Genomic DNA, 13,432 nt, shown 5'->3' with positions numbered 1-13,432 from the left:
ATCTAACCCAAGAATGGAGGTGAAGTTGTGTCAGATATTGATTTAGGTGAAGTACAGGCAAGATTTGGCTTCGATTTATCGTCCTTACAGGCCCAAACACAGCGCGCTGCCGATATGGTTAAAGATATGTCAATTAACATCAAATCTGCTGTATCTGGCGGGTCTGGGGCATTCAACGACAGTCTCGACATCACGCAAGGCATGAATAAAATGCAAGACCAGATAAAGTCGATCAAAGAAACGGTTAGTGATAATTTCAGTGACATGAACCGGGTTGCCGATGACAATCTGTCCAAGATAACAAAATCAGGAACCGAAACCTTTGGCCGAATGAAGTCTAGCGCGGGCAAGGACTTACAGAGCATGGTTGACGGGATCAACACTAAAATGCAGCAAGCACAAGCAGCACAGTTGCGTATGCAGTCTTTAATGTCAAAGAAGGCTAACGTTCAAACTGGTAGCCCAGCGGATGCACTCAAGTTCGACAGTCAAATTGCCAATGCACAGGCGCAAATGACACGTTACCAAACACAGGCACAACAATTAGCCCGTAATATGCGAGCAGAGTTTGATGCTATCCCAGCTTCATTAAATAAAATTGCTGGCGCTATGGACCGAAATGAAGTACAGATCAATAGCTTACAAGCCAAAATGAAGGCACTGCAATCCACCTACAAAGGACAATTAACGCCTGTTAGTGGTGATTTTGAACATGGCTTCAAAATGGGAGACTCCAAGGATTCACTGAAAACAAAGGCAGAAATTGATAAGCTACGGGATTCAATGAATAAGCTTATTGCCGAGAACGATGCTTTGAACGGGTCCTATGCAAAAGCGGAAGATCGGTCAGAGAACTTAAAAAGGCACTCTCAGGTGTGAACACCAAGCTTAATGAACAAGCTCGCGATGCTAAATTAGCTAGTGCAGCTATGGCCAGTTCTGCAGGTGGTGGCGGTGGAGGCCGAGGTCGAACACCCAACAGTAACAGCAGCAATGACTCTGGAGGATTCTGGAATCAAATTAAAGGGACTGCAGGCAAAGTTTCCGGCGCTTTTGACGATGTGGGGGCAAGAGTAGGCAGAGTTTCTAGTCTGTTTCATCGAAGCTCTAAAGGCATGGCAGACGATACCGGGCTTATTACACGTGGAATCACAAGCTTAAACCGGAATATGCGGATGGTTGGCTCATCAATCATCTTCTTCCAACTCCTGAGTGGCGCCATTACAAATACGGCGGGCTTCATGTTAGATGCAGCCAAGACAAACTCTCGATTTAGTTCATCTTTGAATCTGATTAAGGTCAATCTGATGACCGCTTTTTACCCAATCTATACAGCGGTAATGCCAGCACTCAATACATTGATGGCCGGCCTTGCTAAAGTGACTGGATATGTTGCTGGATTCATTGCGACGTTGTTTGGCACGACTTATCACGCTGCCCGACAAGGCGCACAGGGACTTTACGGTCAGATGCAAGCCATGAAAGATACCTCTAAGAGTGCTAAAGCAGGGCTTGACGACACTGCAGATGGTGCGAAGAAGATTGCAGACAATGCTGATGGTGCTACTAAGAAAGCCAAAGAACTCAAGAACGCATTAATGGGCTTTGATGAGATTAACCTTCTTAATCAAGACTCTGGCGATGATGATGACAAAATTAAGACCCCTAAAGCCCCCTCCTCCAAAAAGGTGATGATGGTGGAGATAGTCTTGACCCACCAGGTATTGATTTTGGGTCAGCACCCGATATGGCAATGCCGAAATGGCTTACTGATTTTGCAAATAATGTTAAGCGAATCGCCGCAGAACTCTTTGCGCCAATCAAAGAGGCATGGGACAAGGTTGGACATCTCGTTATGGAAGCGTGGAAGTATGCGCTAGGCGAAGTGTGGCGACTGATTAAAGATATCGGAAAATCGTTCCTTGAGGTTTGGACAAATGGTACCGGGGAAAAGTTTGTCGAAGGACTGTTGATATTACTAGCAGACATGTTAAATATTGTCGGCGATATTGCACGAGCGTTTGCTGAAGCGTGGGAAGAGAACAATCGTGGCACGAGACTGATTCAGTCGATTTTTGATCTATTGATTTCAGTTGAGAAAACACTTCATGAAATCGCCAAATCCTTCCGTGAAGCGTGGAATGATGGCACAGGTAAGAAAATTGCCGCGGATCTACTTGATTTATTTACTGATATTTTCAAAATGCTTAAGTCAATTAGTGATGCCTTCAGAACTGCGTGGACTAATGATGGTAATGGTACAAAGCTATTAGTTCAATTCTGCATATGTTTGACGAGATTCTGGTCTTGCTAGGTAAGATTACTACTGCGTGGACCAATGCGTGGAATACGGGTGTTGGCGTGTCAATCATTGAACATATTCTGCATATCATTACCAACATCAATAACACGATTGGAGCGTTGGCTAAGAACTTTGGTAATGCGTGGGACAAAGCAAGTATTGGTCAAAAGATTTTCGAGGATATTGATGGGCTTGCGGATATCATCCTTGGCACACTGATGATATGACAGGTGCGACCGTCAACTGGGCTAAGTCATTGGACTTTACGCCACTCCTTCAATCTATTCACAACTTGTTAAAGGCAATGCAGCCTTTCACTAAAAACATTGGTGATGGGCTTAAGTTTCTATATGAACAGGTACTATTGCCACTGGGCAAGTTCACAATTGAAAAGGTTATTCCAGACTTTCTTGATTTGCTAGCAGCAGCGATTAAGGTCGTTAATGCGGTTATTGATGCCCTTAAACCTCTAGGCAAATGGTTCTTTGATTCCTTCTTGAAACCATTAGCTGGGTTCAGTGGTGGTAGTTTCCATAGCGTTATACAAGGAATCATCGATATTCTCAACAAGTTTACCGATTGGATTAAATCTCACCAGAAACTTGTTGAGGGCATTACTGCTGCCTTGGTTGCTTTGTTTGCATTTCGCGTGGCAACCAGCACATTTGAAAAAGGTACAGGACTAGTAGGCAAGTTAGTTGATAGCGCCGTTCGCTTAGGTGGAAAGGAAAATCTGTTAAAGAATTTCTTTGAAGGCATTACCGGTATCGATAAGCTTAAGGAAGGTGTTTCCGAGCTTAAAAATATGTGGTCAGTCGTGAATGAGAACTGGGACGCTTCTAAGATGGGGCAATGGTTCCAAAAAGGACCACTAGGTGGTGCTATGCAATCCATGAAGTCTGCTGGTGGCTTCAACGACTTAACACCAGCAGGCAAGGTAGGAACGGGTTTAGCTGGCGCAGGAGTTGCACTTGGTGCTGGATGGGACATCGTATCAGCCATCAAGGAAAAGAATCCAACAAAGAAATTCGAGGATTTCGGTTCTGGCGCTGGTACTGCTATCGGCGGCGGCCTAGGTCTCTTCTTCGGTGGTCCTTTGGGTGCTGCCATTGGGTCGCAAATCGGCGGGACCGTCGGTAAATGGGCCGGAGACGCAGCTAAGAAATTCACTGATGGTTGGAACAAAGCGGGATCTACAAAACGACCTTCTGATTGGTTGGAGGGTCTTGGCTGGGATGCAGCAAAGTGGTGGAAGAGCACCTCTAAGTCTTTAGACGATTTCTCGAAAAACTTTCAAGGCTGGGTTAATGGCATTAAAAAGTGGTTGAGCCAACACTGGCTTGAGGTGGCTGCTACAATCATTAATCCAATTGCCGGTTTGGCGACATGGTTCTTAAAAGACACTAAGACTGGGCAAAGCATCGTTACTTGGGCGAAATCTTTCCCAGGAAAGGCGGCAAACTGGGCCAAAGATGTTGGCAAAAACATCGGTAACTTATTGATAGTGGCAAGAAATGGGTTAAAGATGCAGGAAATAACATTGGTAAATGGGTTTCCGAACATCAATCTGCCACTAACAAAACGATTTCTAAATGGGCAAGCGGTATCGGTTCAACCGTTCATAACGGTGTTGATGGAGCGAAGAATCTTGCTGTTAAGGCTGGTACTAAAATCGGCGGATGGTTCTCTGATTTTAGAAACGGAACTGGAAAAATGTTTCTAAGTGGGCCGGCACGATTGGAGATTTATTGACCGGTGGTAGCAATGGTAGTAAATCAAAGGTAATACAAGTAGGCAAAATGTCGGTAGTTGGATTACAGGGTTTATGTCCGGCACTGGTAAAAACCTTAGTAATTGGGCTGGTGGTCTAGGCGATGTTATTGGTAAGGGCCTTTCTAGTGGCGCCAATGCTGTCAAACGCGGAGCTGCTGGTATTGCTAACGGCATCGTTGGTGTAATTGGCGGCGCAGTTAATGGTGTAATTAAAGGTGTTAATTGGGTTTTGAGCAAAGTCGGTGCCGGTAGCCATGCTTTGGGAACTTGGAGTGTGCCAAGATTTGCCACGGGTGGTTATCACAAAGGCGGTTTGGCTCTTGTCAATGACGCACCTGGTGAGCACTATCGTGAAATGTATCGCTTACCTAATGGCCAGCATGGTATGTTCCCTAAGAAACGTAACTTACTAGTTAACTTAGAAGCTGGTTCTCAAGTTCTTGACGGAAACACAACAGCGGCAATGGTTCCCCATTATGCCGGTGGTATTTTGGCGGTGACTTTTTAAAAGGACTCGATTTTAGCCATTTGTTTGATGGTTTCAGCGACACAGTTTCTACTGTAGGGAAAGTTGCTAAGGACGTTTGGGAAGAAGTACAAGACTTTAGCTCTGGTGTATGGTCTTTTGTCAATCATCCCTTTGATCTTATTATGCAAGGCATCAATCAGTTCTTTAGTAAAGGAAGCTTGGGAGGAATTGCAGGTTCTGTAGTTGATGGCGCAGCAGATATGATCAGTCATGGCGCTGTTGACATGGTTAAAAACTTTATCAAACAAAATGCCCCCAAGAAGAAAGTTAAAAAAGGGTCAAGCAATTCATCCAGTGATGGTGGTATGTTTGATTTTGATTTTGATTTCAGCAGTCTTTCTAACTTGTTTGGATTCGCAGACGGCGGATTTGTTAATAAAGACGGCTTATATCGTATGGGCGAAAACAACCTTCAAGAGATGGTTGTGCCGCTCACTAAACCTGCACGTGCAGTTGAGCTGATGCGGGAGGGACTTAAGATAATGAACTTATCAGGGATGGAACTTGCTGCGCCAGATGTGGTGACAAATAACTTTGAAAGCTCTATGACTAGCTCTGCATCAAGTAATAACACCACAAGTACGTCAGAAATGTCAGGTTCAAGCACTGACATGAAGTCTGCTATTCGTCAAGCAATTATTGAGGCTTCTGAAGAACTTAAGCGAACTAATCCAGATGCTGACGAGAAGCAATTGAACATGAATATTGATGGTGATGTTTTTGCTTCAATTATGGTTAAAGTTCTCAATCGGTACTTTGCAAAAGTCGGCTTTAATCCACTTAATATTTAACTAGGAGATGATGCAAATGGCGGCAATCGCCATTAATGGAATTGCGGTCAAGGCACCAAAACATTTTCAGCTGCAATTCAAGATATCGATGGTGCAACCAGTCGTGATGCTCACGGTAATATGCATCGTGACAGGATTACTGTTAAACGTAAATTGGCAATAGCGTGGGGGCCATTATCTAACGCAGAGTCGGCTCAAATATTACAAGCTACCTCAGCTCAATTTTTTCCGTTAGTTATCCTGATCCTATGACAGGAGGACAGCGAACTGGAACCTTCTATGCCGGCGATCGAACCGCACCTACGTACTCTTGGAATGAAAAGTTCAAGGATATTATGTGGTCCGGATTGAGCTTCGATTTGATTGAAAAGTAGAGGTGAGTATTTGTTATTGAAAACTCAAGCAGTTCATGATGCGTGGGCTGCACCCGAACACATTTTGGAACTGCGAATTAGCATTAATGGACAAACGTATACTGCAACCGATGTAGTTAGTTTGACCTATGACAGTGGTGCGATGAATGGCGATGCTTTTGCGTTGGGATCTACCTATGCGAACAGCATTAAAATAACATTCTCACATATTGTGGAAGGCATAGAGTTATTAAACGAAGTAACGCCTGAGATTGGTATTCAGCTTCCAGATGGGAGTTGGGATTACACCAAATTGGGCGTTTTTGTTATTGATTCGGAAGTCAATCAAGATCGAAATAACAGCCAAACATCTTTGTCAGCCACTGATCGGATGGTGATGATGGGTAGTAGCTATGAATCAAAGCTAACATATCCAGCATCATTGATCGATATCATCACTGAAGTGGCAAATATTGCGGGTGTTAAACTAAACGAAGCGGATATTGCTCGCTTGCCTTCAATTAAGGTGAGTGCCTTTCCAAAGGGAACGACACTGCGACAAGTTATTGGGTATGTCGCTCAATTTACTGGTGGATTTGCAACGTTTGATCGTGATGGGTTATTAGATATCCGCGGATTGCAAGATCCTAATTTTGTTGTCTCAGCTGACAATTATGTATCAAAAGGTCTTAATAAGAACGAAACTTTCTATCGCATTGGCGGTATGCAAGCGGAGGTAACCCAATCCAGCAAAGATGATAGCGGAAACGATGTTAACAACACAATCAATCTACAGGCAGGAAGTTCTGCCGGTAGTCAGATTAAGCTAACGAATCCTGCTATGACACAAGATAAACTTGAAGACTTGTACCAACAGTTTCGAAACATCAATTTCTACCCATACAGTCTGAGTTGGTTTGCCGACCCTTCACTTGAAGCCGGAGATTGGGTGACTATTGAAGATAACAAAGGTAATGAATTCAAATCGCCTGCATTAGGACTAACACTGACTTTTGGTGGTGGTCTAACCGGCTCCCTTAAAGCTGATACAACCGTTACAGCATCTACCAATTTGTTTATCAGGGTGAACTTAATCAGAAAGTAACACAGTTGGGAGGATCTCAAAACGCGAGCGGTAATCGAACTTGGGAGGGGATTGATCAACCTCAATTAGCAAAAGAGGGAGATATTTGGTTCAAAAAGAAGGGCCTGATACCTATCTGATGATCTATCACGTTAATCCTGATACGGGCGCGGAGACTGGATAGAGCAGGTATCAACTAAATCTGGTAATGTGATTCAGCAGATTAATGATGATATGACAGATGCTCGGATTATTGGTGAAAAACTTCATATCACCGGAACCACTTTGATAGATAATGTTGCTATCAAATCTGGAGCTATTGCCGGTTTATCAGCAGATAAAATCACGGCAGGCACAATCAACGCAGCCACTGTTAATCTGATCAATCTTAATGCCAACAACATTTCAACGGGCACCATTATCGGAGCTAGTTATCTATTAATTTAAATACGGGAATGGTGGAGTTTCAGCGAGGTCGAATTCATAATACCTCTAACACTATTGACATCAACATAGACCAGGGATACATGTCAGTGGCAAACGGAAACAATCGCGTTATGCTCAAAAATGGAGAAATGCAGTTTGTTGAACCTAACTTTTTTGATACAGAAACAATGCCTTATTTGAAGTTAACTAATAATATCAGTGGTGCCAGTTTTTATGGCGCAGGTTTCATCGGTCGAACATATGCGGTAATGTCAACAAATACAGGATTAGGCAGTGCCTTTAGTGGCCTGACTGGCGTCGAATCATTTGCTGGATTTTCTACAGGCGATACAGTACCCACTAAAGTTGGTGGAGCTAATCGAGGTGTCATCATAGCGGGGGGTGCTACTTTCTCGAATGGTTATGCAACAAGTTCTCCAAGTATTACAGTCGGTTTAACATCAAGTGACATCAGAATGACAGCTTATAACATTTACATGAATTCTAATTCTTATTTTGATTCCAAAGGTGCGGCTAGTTTGTCTAGGCTGACGGTAAATGGGGATGCCAGAGTTATCGGTAATTTGAAGATTGGGTGGGCAGGCTATGCCCTGGGCTCGGACTACGGAGGAAATCTCACCTTTAACGGTAAATCCTTAGCTTCCACTACTGATGTTGCATCAGTTCGATCAGCTGTAAGTAGTGCACAAAGCCGTGCAGACAGCGCCTATAATTTTGCTCAGACATTAAATAACGACATATGGCGAATAAAATCCAAACTAAATATGAATTAGGAGAAAATATAGATGGAATTTGTACTTGAAAATAAGTATCTAGCACCTGCCATTAATTTTTACAAGGGATGAAGCTAAAAGGAACGGCAAGTTTGGCTCGTTCAAAAATGGTGAAGTTAATTAATGCTAAATATGAAGAAATGTTAGCTGATCAAAATCTACTTTTAAATGAATATGGGGCGCGATCTGATTATAGCAAGCCAGTTAGTGATTCAAATCCGTTAGAACAGGACGAAAAGGGAGCCATCACGATCCAACGTGATAAGCTTTCTGAGTTCAAAACAGCGCATACCGCCTTATTAAATCAGAAAACCGAAATTTCGGGCGGTACCTATGTAACTCATGTCTCAGATGTAGTTGAAATTATTGATAACTACGCGTTCGACCATGAGTTAGAAGGCAACGACGCTGAGGTATATTTAGAATTACATGAAGCGCTCACAAATGAAACGGAGGGAAAGTAATGCTACAAACAACGCAATCCCTAACAATTAGCGGACAGTCCGTTATCAACGGTAAGTCAGTACTCTCTTTTAGCGCGAATATTTCACAAGATGGTGGTTCAAACAACATCAACCAATCTACTCTGGATCAAAGCTTATATGAAAATAATATCGAAGCGGCTCGAAAAGATGCTGCAGATTTTCAAGAACTTATCTATCTACTGAGGATAAGATGCTATCAAAAGCAAAGCCGTCTAGTAACTCAGAAAGCCGGTGATTCTATGCATACTTTTTTAGGCTTCACAATTGGTGAATGGGGTGGGATTATTGCGATTGGCACAGCCATTGTAGGGGCAATTTATCGTGTTGCTGTAAAGCCACTTAGTGATAAGCTTGCTGACCTGAGTGGTGCTATTAATAACCTCAGCATCTCATCAAACCAAACGCATCTTGAACTTGATCACCGATTAGATAAGCATGATATTAAAATCGAGCGACACGACGCTGAAATTCAGTTTCTATATGACAAAAACAATTTGAAACGGCGGGAGGAACATCATGAAGAATAATCTGTCATTAGACGTGCACAGTAAGCTTTGGTGGACGTCTATTATTTCGCTCTCAATTGTATTGGCCCAACAAATCGGTCATTTATTTGGCTGGGAAATTACCGGTGATACTGCTAACCAAGTGATGGCAATCGTTAATACGGTGTTATCAATCGGCGGTGCATTGGGACTGATTTACGATACAGGAGGAAGTAATGAAACTAAAATTTAAGCTAGGTGTGGCCGCAGTGATTGCGGCTATTTTTATGCCGTTAACAACCGTCAGTGCGGCGCGAACTGATATGGTGGACGTATCTAACCACAATGGTCAAATGTATACCAGCGATTTCTTAGGTATGCGTAATACCTATGGTATCAAAGCAATGGTGACAAAGATTAGCGAGGGTCTTGGCTATGCTGACTGGACAGCGGCTGGCAACATTGCAGCGGCAAAAGCGGCTGGTATCTATGTCAATGGCTATCACTTTGCCCGCTACAATAGCGTGGCCAGTGCGATTAATGAGGCTAACTACGCTGCCACTGTTGCTAAAAATGCTGGGCTGCCCGTTGGTGCAGTGCTAGTCGCTGATGTGGAAGCTGAACAACAGACCTGGGTGTCTAAAGCTACAATCGATGCCGCTAACGCCGCTTGGCGTCGAACAGTTGAAGCTTATGGCTACCGCACTGATATCTATACGATGGGGAGTTGGTTAGGCTATCGGATGACAGTACCAGCAAAACAAGGTTGGATAGCGAACTATCCGTACAATCCTACAAACCTGAATTTATATAGCAGCAACCATGCTTGGCAGTGGGGGTATCAATATAATTTCTCTGGCACAACTGCGAGTGGTGACTTCGATGTATCACAGCTTTACGACACTTATTACACAGCTGACCAGACACCAGTCGGTGGCGTCGGTGCCAGTGTAAGTAATGTGGTCAAGGTCAAGTACGTTGCTGGTTATGGAGTAAACGCGCTAGATAAATACGGTCGTCAGATTAAGAATAGTAATCAACGGCTAAAGCATGACACGTCATGGAAAGCTAACGGCGTCTACATGCTAAATGGTGCGGAAGTGTATAGCATTGGCGGCGGGTGGTATCTACCACAACGTTACTCCGATCAGGTTGGCAAAGTCACTATTAAATACGTGCCAAACTATGGTGTGTTAGCCAGCAACAGTAATGGCAAACAGATCGCCAAATCGAACACCAAATTCAAGCACGGTACATCATGGAGATACAACAAGGCGGTTAAGATCAATAACCGTGTCTACTATAAAGTAAGCAACACTGAATACATCGACAGTCGCTACACTGTCGGTGGCTAACAAGTGAAGCCCTCGGCTACCTTATGGTGGTCGGGGGCTTGTTTAAGTATGACGAGAAATCAGAAAATATTAATTACTTGTTAACTACTTGCTAAAAGGAAAGAAAGTGTGTTAAATTGACAAGTGAAGTCAGTAGTCATTAGTTAGTTATCCCATGTTGCTCTCCCCGCTCAGGAGGGCTTTTTGTATGCAAAAACCGGCTACTTTGAAGTCAGTAGTCGGTTGGCGTTCACTGTGCTCACAATGAACTAAAGTTAGTTATCCAAACCCAGAGAAGCATTAATAACTTCCATAATGTATCGGAAAAAATTCTGAAGGCAACTCTCCTTTACGAACGGCATGCCGAGCGTAAAAGTCGTAGGAGTTGATTTGTTCCGTTTCAATAAATCCTTCAGCAGATAGGCCAGTTGGAATTGGGATATGGGTCGGAAAGCTATGATTAGCCGTAGTTAAGGGTACGCACGTCACAATGCCTGTTCGATCATTCTTAAATGCGGTACTAATAACTAAATGAGGCCGATATCCTTTTGTTCGTGGCCTTTCTTCGGATCGGGTACAAAAGCCCAGATTTCTCCAGGATTTGGAATTTCAAACTTACTATCATTTGGCATATAATTGCCTCCTACTAAATTTTTCGTCCATCAAAAGGTCATGTCGCGTCTTAAACGACTGCAGTGATACACGAATAAGCTTCTAATAGGTTTCGCGCCCAATTTGTCCGTCCAATCGGTTTTCAAGGTTGGATGGATATGATTGTCTATACTCTTGCAAATCAAAGTCTTGGAATAGGTCAGCATAATTAAACGCTTTTTTGTCTTTTTCATTTTGGCAATTCCATGTGAGTCGACTTCGATGGAGACAGATTCACCAACGGGATTGGTCATTCCCATTTGTCTAAGAATCGACAACGGTAAACGAATACCTTGCGAGTTTCCCCACTTAGAGATTTTAACTTCCACAATTAGTTCCTCCTCTCAATCGAAAAATTAGGGCAATAATATTTTAGGTTTAAAATGGGGCCAAGGTAGCGACGAATTCTTCATAAACATTTCCTCCTTTGTGATGTGATATATCACTCACACAATATAGTATATACTTGGATATACTTTAGGTCAAGTAAAACTAATTTTTCATTTAACTATTTGGAACTTGAATAAATTTCCATAAATAATAAATATCTGGATTAGGTGACTTGAATCGTTAATTTATAAGCACCAGCAACAATTGAATGGGTTAAAAGTCTTCGGCTGCTCTTAATTGAGTGGTCGGGGGCTTTTTATTTGTTCGCGACCTAAAATTGTGATTATTTCACTAAGTTGCAAAACACAAGAAAAATTGTAGAATGGTTGCAAAGACGTGAGAATGCCGGTTTATAGCGATTTGTTGTGCAATTGACAAATCATCGTCAAAAGGCAAAAGCTTTACATGCACCGGCACATGTAAATAAGTTCTCGACCATATTTTTGAGATCAATAATATTAATGAAACTCGTGAATGAATTATGAATGACTGGCTCCGCTATAAGCGGAATTAGTGAAACTACAAATCACACATAAAACGTTGATGTAGCGGTATTTAGAAAATAGTGGCATTCTTGGAATTTGTATTGTAAATAAGAAGAACATGTTCGCACTTCTCGGCCGTCCTGGCTACGAAGAAATGACTAAGGAATTAAACGCTCGCCTGTAATCGCGTTTCGTTTAATCGGACTTAGTGATTAAAGAAGGATCTGTGATGAAACCAAATTGGTTTTGTCACAGGTCCTTTTGTTGTGGCGGATTTCTTTACAACGCTTGTGGCCTTTCATTAGCATGGAGTTAAAAGCGAAAGGTGGGCGCGAAGATGGATCCAGACAACATTGATTTTGTGATATTGACAAAGATGCTCGAGGAAAGACAAAATCAAGCCCTGCAACACGATGATACGTGGGATGACTGGGACGAAACAGATGATTGGGAATGGCAGGTCACGGATGAGTCAGAAGACTAAAACAGGGGGGTGTGACAAAACTACGTTTTGTCACACTCCCCTGTTCCAATTTCCGAACAAAATAGATTAATCGTGTTCCAAAAGACTGAGCATTCCGGTTAATTAGGATTAATTCAAAGCCTAAGTTCGGGCTTTATCATCAACCTTGTTAATCCTCATTCTCAAAGCGTCTTTTGTCACAACTTCTGCTGTTTTTTGAATATTACTGAGTGACCCGACTTGTGCCATCCGCGTAGTTGAGTTGCACACCGTCTTGCACATTGAATATGTAGCGGTTGAATTTGATTTGCGGGCTGTCGATGGATTGTACCTCCATCTGAACGCCGCGGGCTAATAATTCATCACCCCGAAAATTGGTGTGACGCGATAGCGAACAAAGTGACTCGCACTCTGCTTCAGGTAATAAGCGATATCGTTCTCGTGGGCCAACATTTCTGGTGCATTCAAGGCCCGTGTACCGGTCATCAGATTCTTTGGATTGTTATTTTGACCGGAGAGTTGATAACCAATCAAGTGACTGCGGTTATACAACCAACCCGACTTGATGCGTTTATTGTGCCAGCCGGTCGGATTCCAGGTGAGGGCGGTTCGCTTAGCCGTTGGCATCATACTCTGATTGAGTAAGGCATTGGCGGCTCCGGCGCGGTTCAGTGAATCCAAATCGCTGTAGGTCTGCCACGGTGCGCCTGGCTTGAGGTCATCATCGGTGAAGCTAGGCTGGTCATTATTCACAACGACTTCTTGTGATCCCGAGTAATTGAGGTTGGCCAAGTTGGTTGGTGTGGACTGCGCATTGCTGGCATCCGATGACGACTGACTGGATGTCGTGCTGGATTGGCTCGAGGTGCTAGTTGATTGGGTAACACTGGATGTTTGAGAGCTAACTTGGCTACTGCTCGAGCTCGGTGCGCTCGACTGGGTAGCACAGCCTGTCAGCAAGCTCAACATCATGATGAGTGCGAGACTGAACTTCTTCATAATTCCTCCTAAGTACGAATGAAATGATAGCGACCATCTATTTTAGCATAAAATACCGACGAGACGTGACTTTCACGGCAAAAACAGG

The 13,432-nt window shown here is 43.2% G+C and carries 17 protein-coding genes and 3 pseudogenes; 17 read left to right on the top strand and 3 right to left on the bottom strand.

Features of this window, described 5'->3' with window-relative positions; genetic code table 11:
* Positions 1–27: 27 nt before the first annotated feature.
* From JCM17471_RS08560 to JCM17471_RS08495, 15 genes and pseudogenes are all read left to right on the top strand, one after another.
* Positions 28–879, top strand: a complete 852-nt coding sequence (locus JCM17471_RS08560) for a hypothetical protein (RefSeq protein ID WP_054777541.1) — start codon at positions 28–30, stop codon at positions 877–879.
* A complete protein-coding gene (locus JCM17471_RS08555; protein WP_054777540.1) occupies positions 876–1,880 on the top strand; it encodes a hypothetical protein in 1,005 nt (334 codons plus the stop codon). Before JCM17471_RS08560 ends, JCM17471_RS08555 begins: the two co-directional genes overlap by 4 nt.
* Positions 1,856–2,314 (top strand): hypothetical protein, encoded by a 459-nt coding sequence (locus JCM17471_RS14455; RefSeq protein ID WP_054777539.1) that lies wholly within the window; start codon positions 1,856–1,858, stop codon positions 2,312–2,314. The genes JCM17471_RS08555 and JCM17471_RS14455 overlap by 25 nt, the downstream gene beginning before the upstream one ends.
* Complete coding sequence (locus JCM17471_RS08545; RefSeq protein ID WP_054777538.1) at positions 2,308–2,529, top strand: hypothetical protein; 222 nt, start codon at positions 2,308–2,310, stop codon at positions 2,527–2,529. The genes JCM17471_RS14455 and JCM17471_RS08545 overlap by 7 nt, the downstream gene beginning before the upstream one ends.
* Entirely contained in the window at positions 2,526–4,025 is a 1,500-nt protein-coding gene (locus JCM17471_RS08540) for a hypothetical protein (protein ID WP_054777537.1), read from the top strand. Before JCM17471_RS08545 ends, JCM17471_RS08540 begins: the two co-directional genes overlap by 4 nt.
* Positions 4,026–4,127: 102 nt before the next feature.
* Entirely contained in the window at positions 4,128–4,583 is a 456-nt protein-coding gene (locus JCM17471_RS08535; protein WP_054777536.1) for a phage tail tape measure protein, read from the top strand.
* 20 nt (positions 4,584–4,603) lie between these two features.
* Complete coding sequence (locus tag JCM17471_RS08530; RefSeq protein ID WP_054777535.1) at positions 4,604–5,395, top strand: hypothetical protein; 792 nt, start codon at positions 4,604–4,606, stop codon at positions 5,393–5,395.
* A 16-nt stretch (positions 5,396–5,411) separates the two neighbouring features.
* Positions 5,412–5,769, top strand: a pseudogene (locus JCM17471_RS13455) (DUF6711 family protein).
* Positions 5,770–5,785: 16 nt separating this feature from the next.
* Complete coding sequence (locus tag JCM17471_RS08525; protein ID WP_156321655.1) at positions 5,786–6,853, top strand: hypothetical protein; 1,068 nt, start codon at positions 5,786–5,788, stop codon at positions 6,851–6,853.
* A gap of 189 nt (positions 6,854–7,042) precedes the next feature.
* Positions 7,043–7,279: a hypothetical protein gene (locus JCM17471_RS08520; protein ID WP_054777533.1), complete on the top strand. Its 237-nt coding sequence runs from the start codon at positions 7,043–7,045 to the stop codon at positions 7,277–7,279.
* An 86-nt stretch (positions 7,280–7,365) separates the two neighbouring features.
* The gene (locus tag JCM17471_RS08515) at positions 7,366–8,052 is read left to right on the top strand and encodes a hypothetical protein (protein ID WP_162208374.1); all 687 of its coding nucleotides are present in this window, start codon (positions 7,366–7,368) and stop codon (positions 8,050–8,052) included.
* Between the two features lie 92 nt (positions 8,053–8,144).
* Positions 8,145–8,516: a hypothetical protein gene (locus tag JCM17471_RS08510; protein WP_054777531.1), complete on the top strand. Its 372-nt coding sequence runs from the start codon at positions 8,145–8,147 to the stop codon at positions 8,514–8,516.
* On the top strand, positions 8,516–9,064 hold the full coding sequence (locus JCM17471_RS08505; protein WP_054777530.1) for a hypothetical protein: 549 nt from the start codon (positions 8,516–8,518) through the stop codon (positions 9,062–9,064). Before JCM17471_RS08510 ends, JCM17471_RS08505 begins: the two co-directional genes overlap by 1 nt.
* Positions 9,054–9,275, top strand: coding sequence for a phage holin (locus JCM17471_RS08500; RefSeq protein ID WP_054777529.1), 222 nt, complete (start codon positions 9,054–9,056; stop codon positions 9,273–9,275). The genes JCM17471_RS08505 and JCM17471_RS08500 overlap by 11 nt, the downstream gene beginning before the upstream one ends.
* Entirely contained in the window at positions 9,259–10,377 is a 1,119-nt protein-coding gene (locus JCM17471_RS08495) for a GH25 family lysozyme (protein WP_054777528.1), read from the top strand. Before JCM17471_RS08500 ends, JCM17471_RS08495 begins: the two co-directional genes overlap by 17 nt.
* A gap of 279 nt (positions 10,378–10,656) precedes the next feature.
* Here the strand turns inward: JCM17471_RS08495 and JCM17471_RS16570 are convergent, their stop codons facing one another.
* Both JCM17471_RS16570 and JCM17471_RS08490 read right to left on the bottom strand, forming a co-directional pair.
* On the bottom strand, positions 10,657–10,881 hold the full coding sequence (locus JCM17471_RS16570; RefSeq protein WP_225354226.1) for a type II toxin-antitoxin system PemK/MazF family toxin: 225 nt from the start codon (positions 10,879–10,881) through the stop codon (positions 10,657–10,659).
* A 137-nt stretch (positions 10,882–11,018) separates the two neighbouring features.
* Positions 11,019–11,336 (bottom strand): AbrB/MazE/SpoVT family DNA-binding domain-containing protein, encoded by a 318-nt coding sequence (locus JCM17471_RS08490; RefSeq protein WP_054777527.1) that lies wholly within the window; start codon positions 11,334–11,336, stop codon positions 11,019–11,021.
* 655 nt (positions 11,337–11,991) lie between these two features.
* Between JCM17471_RS08490 and JCM17471_RS14635 the strand changes: the two are divergent.
* Both JCM17471_RS14635 and JCM17471_RS14095 read left to right on the top strand, forming a co-directional pair.
* Positions 11,992–12,066 (top strand): annotated as a pseudogene (locus JCM17471_RS14635) (glucose-6-phosphate isomerase); the annotation flags it as partial.
* 153 nt (positions 12,067–12,219) lie between these two features.
* Positions 12,220–12,366 carry a hypothetical protein gene (locus JCM17471_RS14095; RefSeq protein WP_156321651.1) on the top strand — a complete coding sequence of 49 codons (147 nt, stop codon included), beginning with the start codon at positions 12,220–12,222 and terminating at the stop codon, positions 12,364–12,366.
* A 202-nt stretch (positions 12,367–12,568) separates the two neighbouring features.
* Here the strand turns inward: JCM17471_RS14095 and JCM17471_RS08485 are convergent.
* Positions 12,569–13,344 (bottom strand): annotated as a pseudogene (locus JCM17471_RS08485) (DNA/RNA non-specific endonuclease).
* Between the last annotated feature and the right edge of the window lie 88 nt (positions 13,345–13,432).

The sequence above is a fragment of the Lacticaseibacillus saniviri JCM 17471 = DSM 24301 genome, from assembly GCF_001311785.1.
GTDB lineage: Bacteria > Bacillota > Bacilli > Lactobacillales > Lactobacillaceae > Lacticaseibacillus > Lacticaseibacillus saniviri.
This window is presented reverse-complemented; position numbering and strand designations above follow the sequence as displayed.